The organism is Streptomyces sp. NPDC012466, from assembly GCF_042955215.1.
Taxonomy (GTDB): Bacteria; Actinomycetota; Actinomycetes; order Streptomycetales; family Streptomycetaceae; genus Streptomyces.
Window position 1 is genome coordinate 708,262 of record NZ_JBIBEQ010000003.1, and the last position, 19,900, is coordinate 728,161.

At 70.7% G+C, this 19,900-nt stretch carries 16 protein-coding genes; 6 read left to right on the forward strand and 10 right to left on the reverse strand.

The window, feature by feature from the left end; all coding sequences use genetic code 11:
* Positions 1 to 204 precede the first annotated feature (204 nt).
* Positions 205 to 2,730, forward strand: a complete 2,526-nt coding sequence (locus ACFY9E_RS15700) for an AAA family ATPase (RefSeq protein WP_390983574.1) — start codon at positions 205 to 207, stop codon at positions 2,728 to 2,730.
* Between the two features lie 65 nt (positions 2,731 to 2,795).
* Here the strand turns inward: ACFY9E_RS15700 and ACFY9E_RS15705 are convergent, their stop codons facing one another.
* Together ACFY9E_RS15705 and ACFY9E_RS15710 are read right to left on the reverse strand one after the other, a co-directional pair.
* Positions 2,796 to 5,855 carry an NACHT domain-containing protein gene (locus ACFY9E_RS15705; protein ID WP_390983577.1) on the reverse strand — a complete coding sequence of 1,020 codons (3,060 nt, stop codon included), beginning with the start codon at positions 5,853 to 5,855 and terminating at the stop codon, positions 2,796 to 2,798.
* Positions 5,856 to 5,915: 60 nt separating this feature from the next.
* Positions 5,916 to 6,548 (reverse strand): HAD family acid phosphatase, encoded by a 633-nt coding sequence (locus tag ACFY9E_RS15710; protein ID WP_390983580.1) that lies wholly within the window; start codon positions 6,546 to 6,548, stop codon positions 5,916 to 5,918.
* A 441-nt stretch (positions 6,549 to 6,989) separates the two neighbouring features.
* On the opposite strand from ACFY9E_RS15710, the gene ACFY9E_RS15715 reads away from it, so the two are divergent.
* Positions 6,990 to 7,688, forward strand: coding sequence for a peptidoglycan DD-metalloendopeptidase family protein (locus ACFY9E_RS15715; RefSeq protein ID WP_390983583.1), 699 nt, complete (start codon positions 6,990 to 6,992; stop codon positions 7,686 to 7,688).
* A 13-nt stretch (positions 7,689 to 7,701) separates the two neighbouring features.
* Here ACFY9E_RS15715 and ACFY9E_RS15720 read toward each other — a convergent pair whose 3' ends face one another.
* Positions 7,702 to 8,298: a TetR family transcriptional regulator gene (locus ACFY9E_RS15720; protein ID WP_390983585.1), complete on the reverse strand. Its 597-nt coding sequence runs from the start codon at positions 8,296 to 8,298 to the stop codon at positions 7,702 to 7,704.
* Positions 8,299 to 8,421: 123 nt separating this feature from the next.
* Here ACFY9E_RS15720 and ACFY9E_RS15725 point away from each other — a divergent pair, with 123 nt between their 5' ends.
* From ACFY9E_RS15725 to ACFY9E_RS15735, 3 genes are all read left to right on the forward strand, one after another.
* Positions 8,422 to 10,005: a DHA2 family efflux MFS transporter permease subunit gene (locus ACFY9E_RS15725; RefSeq protein ID WP_390983588.1), complete on the forward strand. Its 1,584-nt coding sequence runs from the start codon at positions 8,422 to 8,424 to the stop codon at positions 10,003 to 10,005.
* A 103-nt stretch (positions 10,006 to 10,108) separates the two neighbouring features.
* Positions 10,109 to 10,543, forward strand: coding sequence for a helix-turn-helix domain-containing protein (locus tag ACFY9E_RS15730; protein WP_390983590.1), 435 nt, complete (start codon positions 10,109 to 10,111; stop codon positions 10,541 to 10,543).
* A gap of 65 nt (positions 10,544 to 10,608) precedes the next feature.
* On the forward strand, positions 10,609 to 11,055 hold the full coding sequence (locus ACFY9E_RS15735; RefSeq protein ID WP_390983593.1) for a VOC family protein: 447 nt from the start codon (positions 10,609 to 10,611) through the stop codon (positions 11,053 to 11,055).
* Between the two features lie 13 nt (positions 11,056 to 11,068).
* Here the strand turns inward: ACFY9E_RS15735 and cseC are convergent, their stop codons facing one another.
* The 5 genes from cseC to ACFY9E_RS15760 all read right to left on the reverse strand — a co-directional run bounded on the left by cseC (position 11,069) and on the right by ACFY9E_RS15760 (position 15,679).
* The gene (gene cseC / locus ACFY9E_RS15740) at positions 11,069 to 12,418 is read right to left on the reverse strand and encodes a two-component system sensor histidine kinase CseC (RefSeq protein WP_390983595.1); all 1,350 of its coding nucleotides are present in this window, start codon (positions 12,416 to 12,418) and stop codon (positions 11,069 to 11,071) included.
* A gap of 8 nt (positions 12,419 to 12,426) precedes the next feature.
* Complete coding sequence (gene cseB, locus ACFY9E_RS15745; RefSeq protein ID WP_390983598.1) at positions 12,427 to 13,128, reverse strand: two-component system response regulator CseB; 702 nt, start codon at positions 13,126 to 13,128, stop codon at positions 12,427 to 12,429.
* A 129-nt stretch (positions 13,129 to 13,257) separates the two neighbouring features.
* A complete protein-coding gene (locus tag ACFY9E_RS15750) occupies positions 13,258 to 13,911 on the reverse strand; it encodes a hypothetical protein (RefSeq protein WP_390983600.1) in 654 nt (217 codons plus the stop codon).
* Positions 13,899 to 14,438 carry a SigE family RNA polymerase sigma factor gene (locus ACFY9E_RS15755; RefSeq protein ID WP_030251439.1) on the reverse strand — a complete coding sequence of 180 codons (540 nt, stop codon included), beginning with the start codon at positions 14,436 to 14,438 and terminating at the stop codon, positions 13,899 to 13,901. The genes ACFY9E_RS15750 and ACFY9E_RS15755 overlap by 13 nt, the downstream gene beginning before the upstream one ends.
* A 284-nt stretch (positions 14,439 to 14,722) precedes the next feature.
* The gene (locus ACFY9E_RS15760) at positions 14,723 to 15,679 is read right to left on the reverse strand and encodes an A/G-specific adenine glycosylase (RefSeq protein WP_390983602.1); all 957 of its coding nucleotides are present in this window, start codon (positions 15,677 to 15,679) and stop codon (positions 14,723 to 14,725) included.
* Positions 15,680 to 16,259: 580 nt separating this feature from the next.
* Here ACFY9E_RS15760 and ACFY9E_RS15765 point away from each other — a divergent pair.
* Positions 16,260 to 17,114: a hypothetical protein gene (locus ACFY9E_RS15765; protein ID WP_390983605.1), complete on the forward strand. Its 855-nt coding sequence runs from the start codon at positions 16,260 to 16,262 to the stop codon at positions 17,112 to 17,114.
* Positions 17,115 to 17,187: 73 nt separating this feature from the next.
* Here the strand turns inward: ACFY9E_RS15765 and disA are convergent, their stop codons facing one another.
* Positions 17,188 to 18,312: a DNA integrity scanning diadenylate cyclase DisA gene (gene disA / locus ACFY9E_RS15770; RefSeq protein ID WP_142161069.1), complete on the reverse strand. Its 1,125-nt coding sequence runs from the start codon at positions 18,310 to 18,312 to the stop codon at positions 17,188 to 17,190.
* Positions 18,313 to 18,392: 80 nt separating this feature from the next.
* Positions 18,393 to 19,802, reverse strand: coding sequence for a DNA repair protein RadA (radA, locus tag ACFY9E_RS15775; RefSeq protein WP_062928383.1), 1,410 nt, complete (start codon positions 19,800 to 19,802; stop codon positions 18,393 to 18,395).
* Positions 19,803 to 19,900: the final 98 nt, after the last annotated feature.

The window sequence follows — 19,900 nt, forward strand, 5'->3', positions numbered from 1 at the left end:
TACTGGCGAGTGGGGTATCTGCCTGGCCTGCGGGAACATCGTCTCGCACCATCGGGTTGGAGCAGATGTCGGCGTTCGGGGTCAGGAGGCCAAGGACGGTGTCGGCAGTTGGAATGAGCGGTCCCCGCTCGCGGGACTAAGCTGCGGAAGGACAGGGAGGGGAAGTTCCCCCCACTGCCTGACCGCTCTGAGGAGCGATTAACGATGTTCGAGAGGTTCACCGACCGCGCGCGGCGGGTTGTCGTCCTGGCTCAGGAAGAAGCCCGGATGCTCAACCACAACTACATCGGCACTGAGCACATCCTCCTGGGCCTGATCCACGAGGGTGAAGGTGTCGCCGCCAAGGCCCTTGAGAGCCTCGGGATTTCGCTCGAGGCGGTCCGCCAGCAGGTGGAGGAGATCATCGGCCAGGGCCAGCAGGCCCCGTCCGGCCACATCCCCTTCACCCCCCGTGCCAAGAAGGTCCTGGAGCTGTCGCTCCGCGAGGCCCTTCAGCTGGGCCACAACTACATCGGCACGGAGCACATCCTGCTCGGCCTGATCCGCGAGGGCGAGGGCGTCGCCGCCCAGGTCCTCGTCAAGCTGGGCGCAGATCTGAACCGCGTGCGGCAGCAGGTCATCCAGCTGCTCTCCGGTTACCAGGGCAAGGAGACCGCCGCCGCCGGCGGTCCTGCCGAGGGCACGCCCTCCACGTCCCTGGTCCTCGACCAGTTCGGCCGGAACCTCACCCAGGCCGCTCGTGAGTCCAAGCTCGACCCGGTCATCGGGCGCGAGAAGGAGATCGAGCGGGTCATGCAGGTGCTGTCCCGCCGTACCAAGAACAACCCGGTGCTGATCGGTGAGCCCGGCGTCGGCAAGACCGCCGTCGTCGAGGGCCTCGCCCAGGCCATCGTCAAGGGCGAGGTGCCCGAGACCCTCAAGGACAAGCACCTCTACACCCTGGACCTCGGCGCGCTGGTCGCCGGCTCCCGCTACCGCGGTGACTTCGAGGAGCGCCTGAAGAAGGTCCTCAAGGAGATCCGCACCCGCGGCGACATCATCCTGTTCATCGACGAGCTCCACACGCTGGTCGGTGCGGGTGCCGCCGAGGGCGCCATCGACGCGGCTTCCATCCTGAAGCCGATGCTGGCCCGCGGTGAGCTCCAGACCATCGGTGCGACCACGCTCGACGAGTACCGCAAGCACCTGGAGAAGGACGCGGCCCTCGAGCGCCGCTTCCAGCCCATCCAGGTCGCGGAGCCGTCCCTGCCGCACACGATCGAGATCCTCAAGGGTCTGCGTGACCGGTACGAGGCCCACCACCGCGTCTCCATCACCGACGAGGCGCTGGTCCAGGCCGCCACCCTGGCCGACCGGTACATCTCGGACCGCTTCCTGCCGGACAAGGCGATCGACCTGATCGACGAGGCCGGCTCCCGGATGCGCATCCGCCGGATGACCGCGCCGCCGGACCTGCGCGAGTTCGACGAGAAGATCGCCGGCGTCCGCCGCGACAAGGAGTCCGCGATCGACTCGCAGGACTTCGAGAAGGCCGCCTCCCTGCGCGACAAGGAGAAGCAGCTCCTGGCCGCCAAGGCCAAGCGGGAGAAGGAGTGGAAGGCCGGCGACATGGACGTCGTCGCCGAGGTCGACGGCGAGCTGATCGCCGAGGTCCTCGCCACGGCCACCGGCATCCCGGTCTTCAAGCTGACCGAGGAGGAGTCCAGCCGCCTGCTCCGCATGGAGGACGAGCTCCACAAGCGGGTCATCGGCCAGAACGACGCCGTCAAGGCGCTGTCGAAGGCGATCCGCCGTACGCGTGCCGGTCTGAAGGACCCGAAGCGTCCCGGTGGCTCGTTCATCTTCGCCGGCCCGTCCGGTGTCGGTAAGACCGAGCTGTCCAAGGCGCTCGCCGAGTTCCTCTTCGGCGACGAGGACGCACTGATCTCCCTCGACATGTCGGAGTTCAGCGAGAAGCACACGGTCTCGCGTCTCTTCGGTTCGCCCCCCGGCTACGTGGGCTACGAAGAGGGCGGCCAGCTGACCGAGAAGGTCCGCCGCAAGCCGTTCTCCGTCGTCCTCTTCGACGAGGTCGAGAAGGCCCACCCGGACATCTTCAACTCGCTGTTGCAGATCCTGGAGGACGGTCGCCTGACCGACTCCCAGGGCCGGGTCGTGGACTTCAAGAACACGGTCATCATCATGACGACCAACCTCGGCACCCGGGACATCTCCAAGGGCTTCAACCTGGGCTTCGCGGCCTCGGGTGACACGAAGACCAACTACGAGCGCATGAAGAACAAGGTCTCGGACGAGCTCAAGCAGCACTTCCGGCCCGAGTTCCTCAACCGCGTCGACGACGTGGTCGTCTTCCCGCAGCTCACCCAGGCCGACATCCTGCGGATCGTCGACCTGATGATCGACAAGGTCGACGAGCGCCTGAAGGACCGGGACATGGGCATCGAGCTCTCCCAGTCCGCCAAGGAGCTGCTGGCCAAGAAGGGCTACGACCCGGTGCTGGGTGCGCGTCCGCTGCGTCGCACCATCCAGCGCGAGATCGAGGACTCGCTGTCGGAGAAGATCCTCTTCGGCGAGCTGCGCCCCGGTCACATCGTGGTCGTGGACACGGAGGGCGAGGGCGAGACCAAGACCTTCACCTTCCGCGGCGAGGAGAAGGCGGCTCTCCCGGACGTCCCGCCGATCGAGCAGGCGGCGGGTGGCACGGGTCCGAACCTGAGCAAGGACGCGTAAGCGTCACGGACGGCTGAGAGGGGCCGGTGCCTTCCGGGGCACCGGCCCCTTCGCCATGCCCGGGGTCAGATGCGGATGATCTCGGCGGTGGGGAAGATCTCGGCCCACGAGTCGGCAGACGTCGTACCGGCAAGTGCCTCGGAGACGGTCAGCGTACGCAGGCGGGGCAGCTGGGATGCGAGGACGCGGAGAGCCTCCACGCCGCAGTCCCCAGGGAACTCGAGTTCCTCGATGCTCGGCAGTTCAGGCATGACGTCGAAGCCGTAGTGCTCCGATCGCCCGTAGAGACGGAGACTGGTGAGCGCCGGGAGGGCGGCCACCTCGCGCCAGTCCTCGGCCCTCAGGCGCCTCCCGCTGGATACGCCCACGGCGAGCGACCGAAGCGTGGGCCACTGGTTCAGGCCGCGCAGCCCGGTCGAGTGGATGGAATCCATCCCCAGGAAGAGATGCCGCAGGGGTGCGTCGGTGGGGAGGCTGTCGGTGAGGCGGTCTCCCGGAAGGCTGCGGTCGATCGAGAGCTGGTTGAGCAGGCGTAGCGTCCTCAGCCCGGTGAGGTCCGCTCGGCGGTCGAAGACCACGAGGTCCGTCAGCGGCAGTTCCGCCAGGTTCGACAGGCCTTCGGTGCCGGGGCAGCGGCTGAGCCACAGACCGGTCAGCGAGCGGAACGCCCGCAGTTCCCGCAGGTGCCCGAGGCTCGGGTTGTCCCACAGGTGCAGCAGGCGGACCTCGGCGGGCTCCGGGACGCAGTCGAGGAGTTCGGCCGCGGTGAGCGGACCGTCGAACCTCAGCCTCTGCCAGGGGCGCATCATGGGCAGCGTCGCCCGCTGCTCGGCCGACTCGCAGACCAGGGAGAGGCCGCCCCGCTCCAGGTGGTCGAGCACCTCGAACGCGTACTCCTGCGCGTCGAACCGGCTCCACGTGCCGACCAGCTGGCGGCGTACGTCGAGGTCCGGATGGTCGCGGAAACGGCGCAGCACCGCGAGCGCGCCCTCGTCCTCCTCGGCTCCGAGGAGCGAGGCGGTGACGACGACGCCGTAGGCCTCCTCGGCGGTCAGTCCCTCCGGTCCGGGCAGCAACTCCAGCACCAGGGGGCCCGCCTCCGCCAGGGCCTTCGCCTCCTCCGTCGTACGCGGTGGAATGAGTGCCCCGGCCCGTTCCTCCACCTCCGCCCGCACCCCGGGGTCCAAGGCCGCGGCATGCTCCAGGCCGGCCAGGGCGAGGAGGGTCAGCCGCGGGGTGCCCTCGGCCAGCAGCCGGCGAAGCAGGGTCGCTCGCTCCCGGGGGCGGGCGTGCGCGACCGCCATGCGGATCACGTCTTCCCACAGGCTGTCGTCCGCGTGGCCGGCGAGGACGTCCAGGTGGCCCTCCTCGACGGCGTACCGGGCACCCAGATAGTCCTGGAAGGTGCGGTGGACGAAGTGGACGACGCCCTCGGCCGGCTGGCGGAGCAGACCGCTGCGGAGCATGAGGGCGTGCAGCACGTCCGCGGCGCCCCGCTGGTCCGGCACCCGCGCGATCGCCGGCAGACAGCGCTCGACGATGCCCTCGGCCGTCTCCAGGTCCATCTCGGTACGGCCGCTCAGCACCAGCGCGTAGGCGAGACGCTGCAGCAGCTCCAGCTGGGCCTCCTCGCCCAGCTCGACCCCGTCCACCGCGCCCATGCCCCGCTCCCGGTCGCGTCGCGCGAGGAGCATCCCGAGGGCGGCGTCGTACAGCTCCTTGCGGCCGGTGGGGAGGTAACCCCGCCGCTCCCGGTGCAGGGCGCAGATCAGCCCGCACATCAAGGGGTTGGTGGCGAGGCGGGCCAGGTCGCGTTTGGTGCGCAGGGCGTCCAGGAGCTGCGTCTCGTACTCGGGCGCCCGCGCGGCCGCGTGCCAGCGGTGCACGAACGTCGTCACGTCGGCGCGGCGCATCGGGGCGAGGGTCAGTTCCCGGAAGCCCTCGGCGGCCAGCCAGTCGGGGCGTACGGCGGTGGGGCGTGAGGTCAGCAGCCAGTGGTTGCCCGGGAAGGCGTGGATCAGGGCCAGCAGCCAGTCGCGGGTGCGGTGCCGGTCGGCGGCGGGGATCTCGTCCAGGCCGTCGACGAGCACGAGCCCGCGCCCGGCGGTCAGGACGCGCTCGGCCCAGCCCGCGGGCGGGGTGAGCGGGCAGCCCACCGCTGTCAGGAAGGCGGACGGTGCGGGGAGGGCGCCCGCGCGGATCAGGGTGCGCAGGGGGAGGACGAACGGGATGCGGGCCAGGTCCCCGGCGGCGGTCACCGCCAGCCACTGCACGAGGGTGGTCTTGCCGGAACCGGCGTCGCCGCGCAGCATGACCCGGTCGTGGCTGGCGAGGGCCTCCTCCGCGGGGAGCCGCACGGGGGCGCCGGAGGCGGCCGCGTGCTCGCCCGGCGGTGCCTCGGGCAGCGCGCTCCGCTCGGCGCCGGCCGCCTCCAGGCTCAGATAGGCCACTTCGAGGGGCCAGCGGTCCGGGGAGTCCCGCAGGTCGATGCCGTAGATCGTGATGTGGTTGTGGCGCTCGGCGACGAACGGCAGGTAGCGGCGTTCGAATGCGGCGTCGCGGGCGTCCGGGCGGGGGGTGCGGGTGATCAGCTCGTCGACCTTGGCGATCAGTTCCGCCTGGGCCCGGGTCTGCTCGACGAGGGAGCGGGCGACGAAGGTGGAGCGGCGGGTGAAGAACTCCAGGATGTTCAGGCACGCCCACTCGGTCGCGTGGTCGAGGAAATGGCAGGAGTCCGCGGACAGGCCGTCGGGCGCGGGGGCCGCGTAGTGCAGTTTCTTGGCCAGTTCGCGGTGGCCCAGGCGGACCGCGTGGACGTCGTCCATGTCGAGGTCGCCGAGGGCGAGCAGTCTGCGGGCCAGCGTGTCGGTGACGGCGATCCGCTCGTCGGCGGGGAAGGGCGGCTCGCCGGGGGAGTCCACCGCCCGTGTCACGACCTGCGCGGCGAGTTTCCGGACGTCCCGTTCGTCCAGGGTGCGTTGCTCGCCCCGGAAGGACACGAGAGCGGACAGGCGTACGGGCTTGTCGACCAGGCCCGCTCCCGGTCCGTCCGGGCGGAAGAGCTTCTTCAGCAGCGGGGCGACCAGTGCGGATGCCAGCCTGCCGCCGAGTACCGTCGGATCCAACCGCCTCACCCCCGTGATCGCGTGAACGGGGGTGAGACTACCCGCAGTTGACCAGGCCGGTCAGGAAAGCTGCCCGTCGTAGTCCGGCAGCTTGTACGTCTTCTCGGCATGGCCGCCGGACAGGTCGGTGCCGCTGTTGCCGATGTTCGCGATGATCGTGTAGCCCTTGCGCTCGATGTCGACGCGCTGGGCCGTCTTGTAGTCGGCGACGTTCTTGAAGAGGTCGATGAAGTTGCGGACGTAGAGCCCCGAGACCTGGTAGCCGGTCTGCTTCAGGTTGTACTGGGTGAACGAGGCGACGATGTCCGGGCGGGCGGTCACGAAGAACAGGGCGACCCCGCGCTCCTGCGCGTATCTGGCGGCCTCCAGGACCGGCTTGTTGGCCGGCTGGGGGTAGCTGAAGCCGAAGTCGGTCTCCAGCGCCGTGTTGTCGATGTCGAGGACGATCGCCTGCTTCTCGCCGGGCTTGGTGGCCGCGATCCGCTGCTTCAGATAGGGCAGCGCCTGGTCCATCACGGCCTGGCAGTCCTTCTGCCAGGTGCCGTAGTCGACGTCGGCGGCCGCGGCCGTGGCGGGGGCCGTGGAGGCCTGGGGGGCGGTTGTGGCGTCGGCCGGGGCGGCCATCGCCACGAGGGCTGCCGCCGAGGCGGCGGTCACTGATGCACGGCGCAACCAGGGGCGTCGGATCTGCATGTCGTGGGGGTTCCTCTCACGTCCGTGACGCTGCCAACATGTCGTGTGCATGCTTGTGCTCGAGGGTGGCGCGAGGGGAACCGTAGGGTTACCGGACGGTAGGTGCCTAGAGGCGTGCGCCACATTTCCGTAAGGGCCGAAGAGGGCGCCCGGTGACATGCCGCACAGGCGATATGTCCGGTACTAGCCGGAATAGTGGATAACGGACCGGGACGAAAGGGATTCCTGCCCCCGAGCGGGGGCGGAAATGGGGGCTGATGCCCTGATTGGTCCCGAATGACTGCTGTGTCAAGAGACGTAGAACACTGAACCACATTACTAATTAGCGTCGTAGATCACGCTTTTGGGCGTTTGTCGGACTTCGGGTTACCAAGGGATGGCCATGCGGCGGGCGTCAGTGCGCCGGGTGGTTTTCTCCGTCCCCTTCCACACGAGGTTTCGATGTCCCAGCGCGTCACGTCCCGTTCTTCCCGTACGTCCCAGCTCCGCACCCGTGCGACCGTGCTGGCCGCCGGCCTTGGTGTCTCGGTCGCACTGGGAGCCGGGGTCGCGTCCGCCGCCGACACCACGGCCGCGTCCGGTGCCGCCACCGCCGTCCAGGCGCAGGCCGCCGCCCAGGCCAAGGCCGCCAAGGCCGAGGCCGTGAAGGCGGAGAAGGCCGCCAAGGTCGCTGCCGCGAAGAAGGCGGCCGAGAAGAAGGCCGCCGCCAAGAAGGCCAAGCCCTCCTGGGTCGACCCGGTGAAGAAGTACACGCTGTCCGCGAGCTTCGCCCAGAACGGCGGCATGTGGCAGTCCACCCACAGCGGTCAGGACTTCGCCGTGCCGAGCGGCACCCAGGTCGTCGCCGCCCACGGCGGCACCGTGGTCAAGGCCGGTGGCAACGGCGCCGGTGACGGCCCCGCCTACGGCAACGCCGTCGTGATCAAGCACGGCAACGGCACGTACTCCCAGTACGCCCACCTGTCGAAGGTCACCGTGCGGATCGGCCAGATCGTCAAGACCGGCCAGGAGATCGCCAAGTCCGGCAACACCGGCAACTCCAGCGGTCCCCACCTGCACTTCGAGATCCGTACGACCCCGAACTACGGCTCGGCGGTCGACCCGGTGAAGTTCCTGCGCGCCAAGGGCGTGAAGGTCTGACCCGACCCGGGTCCTAGGAGCCCCCGGCTCCCCGGTGGGCCTGGGTCACCAGGTCCGTGGCGACCTCGAGGACGGCTTTGTTCTTCTCCTCGGGGTCGCCTTCCATGTCCTGCATCAGGAACATCCCGGCGTGCAGTGTGAAGAGCGCGCTGACGCAGCGGACCTGGTCGGCCATGTCCGCGTCCGGGTCGATGATGATGTCGCGCAGGCTGCGGATGCGCTCCTTGAAGGAGTCGCCGATCCGCAGGTCCCGGACCGTCGCCTGGTTCTCGTGCATGAAGCGGAACAGCGGGGCCGCCTGGGCGAGCGTGTCGGCGTAGCGGCGGATGATCTCCTGCTTGGTCGCGAGGGTGTGCGGCTGCCGCCGGCCCCACTCGATCAGGTCCTCGATCGGCTGCGTGAGGTCCTCGAAGATGCTGACGAGGATCTCTTCCTTCGTCTTGAAGTGGTAGTAGAGCGCCGCCTTGGTGACGTCCAGGTGCTCGGCGATCTCTCGCAGGGACGTCTTCTCGTAGCCCTGCTCCGCGAAGAGTTCGAGGGCTACGTCCTGGATGCGCCGACGGGTGTCCCCGCGGCGCCGCTGCCTGGTGCCGTCCATGGTGCCGCCCATCCTCCTACGCCGCCCGCTTTCCATAAAACTTACTTGACGCCCGGCTAGTTCCGCGGCTAGCTTCCGAGTGTAGTCACTAGCCGGTCGGCAAGTAAGTAGCGGTAGCTGGGGGAGTGGGAAGCGATGACGGACACGACGGACACACCGGCGGCCGACGCCGGGGGGAAACAGCCGAAGAGCGTGCGGGTGGTCCTGCTCGCGCTGATGATCGCGATGATGCTCGCGATGCTCGACAACATGATCATCGGTACGGCGATGCCGACGATCGTCGGCGAGCTGGGCGGGCTCGAACGTCTCTCGTGGGTCGTCACCGCCTATACGCTCGCCACCGCGGCCTCCACTCCGCTGTGGGGCAAGCTCGGCGACATGTACGGCCGCAAGGGCACGTTCCTGTCGTCCATCGTCCTGTTCCTGATCGGCTCGGCGCTGAGCGGCATGGCCCAGAACATGGACGAGCTGATCGGCTTCCGCGCCGTGCAGGGCCTCGGTGCCGGCGGTCTGATGGTCGGCGTCATGGCGATCATCGGTGACCTGATCCCGCCCCGTGAGCGCGGCAAGTACCAGGGCATGATGGCGGGCGTCATGGCGCTGGCGATGATCGGCGGTCCGCTGGTCGGCGGCACCATCACCGACCACTGGGGCTGGCGCTGGGCCTTCTACATCAATCTCCCCCTCGGCGCGGTCGCGCTGGTCGCCGTCAGTGCCGTCCTGCACCTGCCGAAGAAGCGCTCCCAGGCGCGGATCGACTACCTGGGCGCCGGGCTGCTGACCGTCGGCATCACCGCGATCGTGCTGGTCACGACGTGGGGAGGGACGGAGTACGCCTGGAGCTCCGCGCGGATCATGGAACTGATCGGCATCGGGGTCGCCGCGCTCGTCGGGTTCGTGTTCTGGCAGACCAGGGCGGCCGAGCCGGTGGTTCCGCTGCACATCTTCCGCAGCCTGAACTTCACGCTGATGTCGGTCATCGGCTTCATCACCGGCTTCGTGATGTTCGGCGCGACGCTCTTCCTGCCGCTGTACCAGCAGTCCGTGCAGGGGGCCTCCGCGACGAACTCCGGGCTGCTGCTCCTGCCGATGCTCGGTGCGATGCTCGTGACCTCGATGGTCGCCGGGCGGGTGACGACGAACACGGGCAGGTACAAGGTCTTCCCGATCGCCGGCAGCGCGCTGATGATCGTCGGTCTCTACCTGCTGTCCACCATGGACACCGGGACCTCCCGGCTGACCTCCGGTGTCTTCATGGCCGTGGTCGGGCTCGGCATGGGCTGCCTGATGCAGATCACCATGCTGGTCGCGCAGAACAGCGTGGAGATGAAGGACATGGGCGTCGCGTCCTCGTCGACCACCCTGTTCCGTACGCTCGGCTCCTCCTTCGGGGTCGCGATCATGGGCGCGCTGTTCAACCACCGCGTCCAGGACGTCATGACCGAGCGGGCCGGTGCGCTGGGGTCAAAGGTGACCGAGCAGTCGGCGCAGCTCGACGCGAAGAGCCTGCAGAAGCTCCCGGTTCTGGTCCGGGAGGCGTACCAGCACGCGGTGTCCGCCGGTACGCACACGGCGTTCCTGCTCGGGGCCGTGGTGGCGGTGGTCGCACTCGCGGCGGCCGTGTTCGTCAAGGAGGTGCCGCTCAAGGGAGCGGGACCGAAGGAGGACGGCGCGCCGGACGCCCCGGCGGCACAGCCGCCCATGGTCGAGGCCGTCTGACCGGCACCGCACGAGGCCCCCGGGGAGTGTCCGCCCGGGGGCCTTCGTCATGCCCGGCCGCGAGCCGGGGCCGTTGTCAGACCCGCGTGCCACCATCGGTCGCATGGACAAGACGCGCCAGGTCCGGCTCGCCAAGGACGCCATGGACCGGGACTGGGCCGACCCCGGGCTCGACCTGGACACCGTGGCCGCGCACGCCGGGTACTCGCGCTATCACTTCATCCGCGCCTTCAAGGAGGCGTACGGCGAGACCCCCGGCCAGTACCTGACGCACCGCCGCATGGAGCGGGCCGAGGACCTGCTGCGCACGGCGAACCTGTCGGTGACGGAGATCTGCCACCTGGTCGGCTACAGCAGCGTCGGCACGTTCTCGGCGCGCTTCAAGACCTGGACCGGTCTGACGCCCAGCGAGTACCGGACCAAGCACGTGGGCCGGGGAGCCGCCCTCATACCCGGCTGCTACGCCATGCTCTGGGCCGGCGGCTTCCGCCCCGCGCCCGGCGCCGGCAGGCAGCGCAATTCCGGAGAAGCGGGCTGACACGCCCGCTGCCTACCGTGGCAGGGCAGGCACAACCGGCCGCAGAGCCAGAGCAGGAGCACGCCATGATCAAGGGTCTCGCCATCTCGACCGTCTGGGTCCTCGACCAGGACCGGGCCAAGCAGTTCTACACGGAGAAACTGGGCCTGGAGGTCCGTACGGACATGACCATGGGCGAGGGCGGCATGCGCTGGCTCACGGTCGGCTCGCCGAACCAGCCCGAGGTCGAGCTGACGCTGATGGTGCCCGGCGGGCCCGCGATGGACCCCGAGTCCGCCGAGATGCTCCGCAAGCTGGTGACGAAGGGCGCGCTCGGCGCCGGCGTGCTGACCACCGACGACATCCAGGGCGACTACAAGAAGCTCAAGGACCGGGGCGTGGAGTTCCTCCAGGAGCCGCAGGAGCGCCCCTACGGCACGGAGGCGCTGTTCCGGGACGACTCCGGCAACTGGTTCTCCTTCACCCAGCCCCGCGAGGGCGGCCTCGACATGGACCAGGACTGGACCTGCTGAAACGACCGGCGGCCTACGACCCCGGCAGCATCGGGTAGCTCCCGGTGTTCGTCGGCGCGTGCTCCGGCAGCCACAGCACGGCGACCGCGCCCTCGGCCGGCAGATGTTCCGGTGTCCCCGGGGTGCGGACGTTGCGGAACGTCAGCCGGGCGCCCAGCACCCGGGCCTGCCCGGCCGCGATGGTCAGGCCGAGTCCGTGGCCGTGCCCGGCGCGGTCCTTGCTGCCGGTGCGGAAGCGGCTCGGCCCTTCGGCGAGCAGGTCCTCGGGAAAGCCCGGGCCGTGGTCGCGCACGCGGATGACCCGGCCCTCGACACTGACCTCGATGGGCGGCTTGCCGTGCCGGGCCGCGTTGGCCAGCAGATTGAACAGCACGCGCTCCAGGCGGCGCGGGTCGGTGGTGACCTCCGACTCGTGCACGATCCGCACCTCGATGGCCGGATCCTTGGCCGCCACCCGCCGGGCGACGAACTCGCCGAGCATGATGTCCTGCAGCTCCGCCCGCTCGGAGGCCCCGTCGAGGCGGGCCACCTCCAGCACGTCCTCGACCAGCGTGCGCATGGCCTTCGCCCGGTCCAGCACCAGCTCGGTGGGGCGTCCGGGCGGCAGCAGCTCGGCGGCGGTCAGCAGCCCGGTCACCGGGGTGCGCAGCTCGTGCGCGATGTCGGCGGTGACCCGCCGCTCGGCCTCGATGCGCTGCCGCAGCGCGTCGGCCATCGCGTCCACCGCGCTCGCCAGGTCGTCCGTCTCGTCGCGCACGACTCCGCCCATGGCGTCCCGCACGCGCACGTCCGTCTCGCCGCCCGCCAGCTGGTTGGCCGCGACGGCCGCCTTGCGCAGCCGCCGCGAGAGGTGTCCGCCGATGAGCACCCCGAGGGCGCTCCCGCCGAGGACCACGGCGATGGAGCCGATCAGCAGGGCCTGGTCCAGGTCCTGGAGGATGTCCGAGCTGCGGTCGGTGAAGCCCGAGTGCAGGGACATCACCTGCCCGTTCTTCAGCGGCACGGCGGCCCATATGTCGGGCACGTCACCCGGCCGGTCGGCCACGTAGGTCGCCCGCTGGCCGGCCTCGACCCGGTCCCGCAGCGCCTGCGGCAGGTCCGGGTCGTTGATCTTGGTGTTGGGGAAGTTCATCCGCCCCGACAGCTCGAAGTTGCGCTGGGCGATCATGATGCGCTCGTCGGCCAGGTCGCGCGCGTTGTCCAGCATCGAGACCCGGGCGGCGTTGTGCACGACCAGGCTCAGTGCGATCGCCACTAGCGCCCCGACCAGCGCGATGGCCGCGCTCAGCTTCCATCTGAGGCCGGTGCGGATGCCCGCGCGCTCCAAGCCCGTGGCGACCAGGCGCCGGAAGTGCCCCCTCATACCCCTGCTCAGGCCTTCAACTTGTAGCCGAAGCCACGGACCGTCTCGATCCGGTCCTGGCCGATCTTCTGCCGCAGCCGCTGCACATGCACGTCGACGACGCGGGTGTCCCCGCCCCAGCCGTAGTCCCACACCCGCTCCAGCAGCTTGTCGCGGGAGAGCACCGTGCCCGGCGCGGAGGAGAACTCCAGCAGCAGCCGCATCTCGGTCGGTGTCAGCGCCACCGGCTGTCCGGCGCGGCGGACCTCCATGCCCTCGGTGTCGACCTCCAGGTCCCCGAAGGCCAGCATCCCGCCGCTCGCCGGGGCGGGCGCCTCCTCGCCCCGGCCGCCGCCCGCGTGGCCGAAGCGGCGCAGCACCGCGCGGATCCGGGCGACCAGCACGGCCCCGTCGAACGGCTTGGTCACGTAGTCGTCGGCGCCCGCCTCCAGGCCCAGCACGACGTCGATGGAGTCGGCCCGCGCCGACAGCATGATCACCGGCACGGTCGACTCGTCCCGGATGCGGCGGCACAGGCTGACCCCGTCGAGGCCGGGCACCATGACGTCCAGCAACGCGATGTCGGGGCGGTCCGCCCGGAACGCCTCCAGACCCGACAGCCCGTCGGGCATGGCGGTGACCACGAAGCCGTCCCGTTCCAGGGCGAGCTGCGTGGCCTCGCGGATGACGTCGTCGTCCTCGACGAACAGGACGTGGGTCTGGTCTGCCATCCCGGTGCTCTCAGTCCTTCGTGGTCCGTGGGGGTGCGTTCTCTCTGCTGGGACGCACGGTTCGTGCGATGCGTTCACCGGAGGACCGGTCCGAGCGGCCCGATCGGTTCACGCGGCTTTTTGCCCACGTCAGCTCGCGGGCGCCGGCGTCGGGCTGTCGCCGACGACCTTCCCGTAGTCGTTGTGCGTGCGGTACTTCTCCGCGAAGTGGCCGGCGGTCCATCTGTACGTGATCACGTTCTCCCCGGAGGGGCTCGACACCGGGTCGCCCTTCTCGTACACCTGCTTGGTCACCACCAGGTCGCCGCGGTCGATCTCCGCGTAGACGGGCGGCTCCTCCGCCTTGAACACATTCTCGTACGAGCCGTCCTGCTCGCGATACACGTAACTGCCCACACCCACCGCGTCACCGCAGGTCAGCACATTGACGACGACATCGTCCGCGGAGCCGCCGGTCAGGTTGCCGTAGGAGACGTCGACCGGGTACTCGTCGGCGACGCACGGCTTCAGCTCGCGTTTCACCTCGGGCGCGACCTTCGGGTCGTCCTTGACGAGCTTGACCGCGTTCACGGTGTCGGGCGTCTTCGACGGAGCCGCGGACGCTGTGGCGGCGGCACCCGCCACCGAGTCGGCGTGCGCCGGGCCCTCGTCACGGGCACCGGTCCCGCCGGCACCGCACCCGGACACCAAAAGGGCGAGGGCGGTGGGCACGGCCAGTGCCGCGCCCACCGCCTGGATCCCGCCCCGGGTCCGCGCAGAACCCTCGCCGGTCAGGCCGCGCACCGCTCCCGCTCCTCACGCTCCAGCGCGCGTGCGTCCAGATCGCGGGACTCCAGCTCCTCGCGGAGCCGGGCGAGCGCCCGGTGCAGCGTGCTCTTGACCGTTCCGGCCGACATGCCGAGGGCGGCGGCCGTCTCCTCCGTGGACATCTGCTCCCAGTGTCGCAGCACCACGACACTGCGCTGCTTCGGGGCGAGCACCTTCAGGATGTCCATCAGCAGGGCGCGGTCCGCGTGCTGCTCGGTCGCGTCGTCGACCGAGGCGTCCGGGAGCTGCTCGGTCGGGACCTCCTCCAGCTTCCGCGCCCGCCACCACTCCGTGCGGGTGTTGATCATCACCCGGCGCAGGTAGGCGTCGGCCAGCCGCTTGTCCTCGATGGTCTCCCAGCGGCCGTACGTCCGTACCAGCGCCGTCTGCAGCAGGTCCTGCGCATCCGTCGGGTCCGGGACCAGGCGGCGGGCACTGCGCAACAGCGCGTCCTGCCGGGTGCGGACGTACTCCTCGAACTCGAGCACCTCGCCCTGCGCCATGGTGAACCGCCTCCCGTTTCCCCGTTCGGGCCGGCTCCCCGCCGCCCGTGCACTGCCTGTGGTCTTCCGTCGTCCCGTGTCTTCCGGGAACGCAATTGAAGGTACGGAGGCGTTGTCACGGCGCTGTCCGAAGCAGCCTGCGGCTAGCGCTCGGCTGTCCGTCGGTTGTGTAACGGAAGTCGGAACGGGGTAAAGAGGTGGGGGTGTTGGGGCCGGTTCAGGGTGATTTGCCCACCCTGAGTTCTGTGACGGTCGGCGACCCGCGACTGTGATGTGCCTGTGCGTCAGGTCAGAGGCAGCCGGTACGAGCCGTCCGCCAGCGGCTCCACCAGACCGTCGGCGACGAGACCGTCCAGCGCGCGGGCCCGCTGCACCGGCTCGTGCCACACCCGGTCCAGGGCCGCCTGCGGAACGGCCCCGTGCGCTTCCCGCAGCACGGCGAGCAACCGCCCGCGCACCTGCCGGTCGGTGCCCGCGTAGGTCTGCCCGCGGCGCGGCGGACCGTCGTGCTCCGGCTTGCCCGCCAGCCGCCACGCGCACTGCGCGGCGATCGGGCAGCGGTGGCACGACTCGCTCTTCGCCGTGCACACCAGCGCGCCCAGCTCCATGGAGGCGGCGGCCCAGCGCGCGGCGGTCGGCTCGTCCTCGGGCAGCAGCGCGCGGGCCAGCTTGCGCTCGGCGGCGGTGGTGGCGTTCGGCGGGTACTGCACGCCGGTGACCGCGCGGGCGAAGACCCGGCGCACGTTGGTGTCCAGCACCGGGTGCCGCTGCCCGTAGGCGAAGGAGGCCACGGCGGCGGCCGTGTACTCGCCGATGCCGGGCAGCGCCAGCAACTGCGCGTGGTCGGCCGGTACGTCACCGCCGTGCCGTTCCGTTATGGCGACGGCGGCGCCGTGCAGCCGCAGCGCGCGGCGCGGGTAGCCGAGCCGGCCCCAGGCGCGGACGGCCTCGCCGGGCGCCTCCTTGGCCAGGTCGGCGGGGCGCGGCCAGCGCGCCAGCCACTGCTCGTAGACGGGCAGGACGCGGCTCACCGGCGTCTGCTGCAGCATGAACTCGCTGACCATCACTCCCCACGCCCCGGCCTCGGGGCGCCGCCACGGCAGGTCACGGGCGTTGTCGCCGAACCAGTCGATGACGGGGGAGTGCAGGTTCTCTCCGAGGGGCGGGCCGGAGGGGGCGGAGGCGGAGGCGGCGGCGGAGGAGGTGGCGGCGGGGTGCGGGGGCTTCGTGGGAGCAGTCATGGCCCTTCGATGGTGCCACGCAGAGGTGCCGAATCGGGCACTCCGCCACCCCACCGAGGCGGTTACCCGACGATCGGGAGGTTTCTGTTCGAGCGGCTGATCGTGGGTGGACGCTGCTTCGGCCTCATTCGAGCTTCCCCAACGACCGTCGGGCCGGGGGCCGTTCACGCTACGCCCGTACTGAACTGCCGGGCGAAGCCCCTTACTTCAGTCTGCTGCGATGCCGGGCGGACGATCCGGCGAAGGTGCCGGCCGGGGGCGCGCGGGCATCTCGGGCCGGCGGTGCGCCGTGCGGCCCGGCTCGCCGGCGCACGGGCGTCTCGTGCGAGGGCAATGGCGCCGTGCCGGCGCCCGGCGAGCAGTTCGACCGCCGCCCATGTCCCGTGCGATGCCTTCGAAGGTCATGGTCACGGACGGTAGGCGACGGGGCGGTACCGTCGCATTCTGTGATCATCTCCTCCCGCACCTGACGAAAGGCAGGGGTGGGGACGCGATTTCCGGAATGATGATCCGGAAAAGTTGTGGCCCCGAGCGGCGGGTGGGACAGGCGAACGCGCCGATCTCTCGTAAGGTTTGCGCCGTGGGATCTCTGCGCAATCCGGTCGGGCCGCTTCCCTCCTCCATCTACTGGCGTCGGAGGGTCGTACTGGTGTCTGTGGTCGCCCTGTTGGCGCTGCTGACCACCTGGATCGTGACCATGGGCGGCGGGGGCGGCAAGGATGGCGACAACGGCGCCAACGGCAAGAATCCCGCGCCTTCCATCACGCCCGGCCCGTCGAGTTCGGGACCGGCCATCAGCCAAGCCCCCGGCGGACGTGAGGAGTCGAGCGGCGGCGGTTCCGGCGGCTCCTCGTCCGGGTCCGGCGACGGCTCGGGTGACGGCTCGGGCAACGGGTCGGGAGACGGTTCCGGCTCCGGCGACGGTTCCGGCTCGGCCGGGTCCGAGGGCTCCGGCGGCTCCGGCGGCTCGGGAAGCGGCACCACCGCGGGCGGCGTCGCCGGGGGCGACACGCTGCCGGCCGGTTCCACCCTGCCCAACTGCACCGCGAGCGCGGTCAAGTTCAGCCTGCGCAGCCGGCACAACACCTACGACCCCGAGCAGACGCCCACCTTCCTGCTGACCGCGCGCAACATCTCCGGCAGCGACTGCAAGATCGACCTCGGGCCGAAGAACGCGGTGTTCACGATCGCCCCGGCGAGCAGCGACGACGACTACTGGTCCTCCAAGGACTGCCCCAAGGCCGCCGCGCCCCAGCTGTACCGGGTCGCCGCCGGCAGCGGCATCACCTACACCGTGAAGTGGGACCGCAAGCCGAGCGCCCCCGAGTGCGCCACGCCTCCGGCGGGTTCGGCCAAGGCGGGCACGTACCTGGTGGAGGCCAAGGCCCCGGGCTTCACGAAGGTGCAGACGTCGTTCGTGCTCTCCGCCGACTAGGGCCGGAGAAGCCGGAGGGCGGTACCCCTTGCCGGGTACCGCCCTCAGCCGTTCCAGCCGGGTCCGCCGTCCGTCAGACGTACCGCTCCAGGATCGACGACTCCGCCAGCCGCGACAGCCCCTCGCGGACGCTGCGCGCCCGGGCCTCGCCCACGCCGTCCACCGTCTGCAGATCGTCGACGCTCGCGGCGAGCAGCTTCTGCAGCCCGCCGAAGTGCTCGACGAGGCGGTCGATGATCGCGCCGGGGAGCCGGGGCACCTTGGCGAGGAGGCGGAAACCGCGCGGGGACACCGCCGAGTCCAGCGTCTCGGGCGCGCCGGTGTAGCCCAACGCCCGGGCCACCGTGGACATTTCGAGCAGCTCGGCGTGGGTGAGGGCGTCGAGTTCGGCGAGGGCCTCGTCGACCGTGCGGGAGCGTTTGGCCGTGGGTTCGGGGACGTAGTCCCGCACGACCAGCTCGCGCTCCGGCTCCACGCCCGCGATGAGCTCGTCGAGCTGGAGGGCCAGCAGCCGGCCGTCCGTGCCCAGCTCCACCACGTACTCGGCGATCTCCGTGGCGATGCGGCGCACCATCTCCAGGCGCTGGGCGACCGCCGAGACGTCCCGGACGGTCACCAGGTCCTCGATCTCCAGCGCCGACAGGGTGCCCGCGACCTCGTCGAGGCGCAGCTTGTAGCGCTCCAGGGTGGCGAGCGCCTGGTTGGCGCGGGACAGGATCGCCGCCGAGTCCTCCAGGACGCGGCGCTGGCCGTCGACGTACAGGGCGATCAGCCGCATCGACTGGGAGACCGAGACGACCGGGAAGCCGACCTGCTTGCTGACGCGGTCCGCGGTGCGGTGCCGGGTGCCGGTCTCCTCCGTCGGGATCGTCGGGTCCGGGACCAGCTGCACGCCCGCGCGCAGGATCTTCGACAGGTCCGAGGACAGCACGATGCCGCCGTCCAGCTTGCACAGCTCGCGCAGACGGGTCGCGGTGAACTCGACGTCCAGCACGAAACCGCCGCTGCACAGCGCCTCGACCGTCTTGTCGGAGCCGAGCACGATGAGCCCGCCGGTGTTGCCGCGCAGCACCCGCTCCAGGCCGTCCCGCAGGGGGGTTCCGGGTGCCACGGCGCTCAGGGAGGCGCGCATCAGGCCATCGGTACCGGCGCTCCCGCCGGATTTTCCGGGAGCAGATGCCCGGTCGTTGGCTGCCACTGCACTCCTCCGGTCGCAGGTTCTGGGCGCCCCCGTGTCGCGCGCTGGGTTCGCACGGACGGGCGAGACCAGGGCAAAGTCTACCGGCGACCCTCCTCGTCCTGTGGGGCCTCTCTGCGACGGGACCGGGGAAGGACCCGCAGGGCGTCCCCTATGTCCGCGACTTCCAGGACCTTCATGCCCGCCGGGACCTTGCCCGGGTCGCCCGGGACCAGCGCGTGCGTGAAGCCCAGACGGTGGGCTTCGGCCAGCCTGCGCTGCACTCCGGTGACCCGTCTCACCTCGCCCGCGAGGCCCACTTCGCCGATCGCGACGAGATTCTTCGGGAGAGGTGTGTCACTCGCGGCGCTCGCCAGGGCGAGCGCGACGGCCAGGTCCGCGGCGGGCTCCGAGAGCTTCACACCGCCGACCGTCGCGGAGTAGATGTCCCTTTTGCCCAAGGCGCTGATCCGCCCGCGCTGTTCCAGCACCGCGAGCATCATCGAGACGCGGGAGGTCTCCAGACCCGAGGTGGTGCGGCGCGGGGAGGGGATCTGCGAGTCCACCGTGAGCGCCTGGACCTCGGCGACCAGGGGGCGGCGGCCCTCCAGGGTGACGGTCAGGCAGGTGCCCGGGACGGGTTCGGCCCGGCGGGTCAGGAAGAGACCGCTCGGGTCGGCGAGGCCCGTGATGCCCTCGTCGTGCAGTTCGAAGCAGCCGACCTCGTCGGTGGTGCCGTAGCGGTTCTTGACGCCGCGCACGAGCCGCAGGCGGGCGTGCCGGTCACCCTCGAAGGACAGGACGACGTCCACGAGGTGTTCCAGCAGGCGCGGGCCCGCGATCGCGCCGTCCTTGGTGACGTGGCCCACCAGCAGGGTGGACATGCCGCGTTCCTTGGAGGCCCGGATGAGGGCGCCCGCGACCTCCCGCACCTGGGCCATGCCGCCGGGCGCGCCGTCGATCTCGGGGGAGGCCACCGTCTGCACCGAGTCCATGATCAGCAGCGACGGCTTCACCGCGTCCAAGTGGCCCAGCACCGCCGCCAGATCCGTCTCGGCCGCCAGGTACAGGTGGTCGTCGATGGCGCCGATGCGGTCGGCGCGCAGCCGGACCTGGCTCGCCGACTCCTCACCCGTGACGTACAGCGTGCGGTGCTCGTCGCTCGCGGATTTGGCCGCCACGTCGAGCAGCAGCGTCGACTTGCCGACGCCCGGTTCGCCCGCGACCAGCACCACCGCGCCGGGGACCAGTCCGCCGCCGAGCACGCGGTCCAGCTCCGGCACGCCGGTGGGGCGGGCGGTGGCCTGACGGCCGTCCACCTGGCCGATGGGCAGGGCGGAGGTGGTGACCCGGCCCGGTGCCGTCGTACGCACCGCGGGCGCGCCGTACTCCTCGACCGTCCCCCAGGCCTGGCACTCGGGGCAGCGGCCGAGCCACTTCGCCGTCTGCCAGCCGCATTCGGTGCAGCGGTAGGACGGTCGGTCCTTGGTGGTCTTCGTACGGGCAGCCATGGACGAAACCGTAGCCGCCGGCACTGACATCACGGGGACCGGCCGACGGCGGCCTGCTGCGCGCCAGGGGTCCGCCACCCTGCGCCAGCCGCGGAACG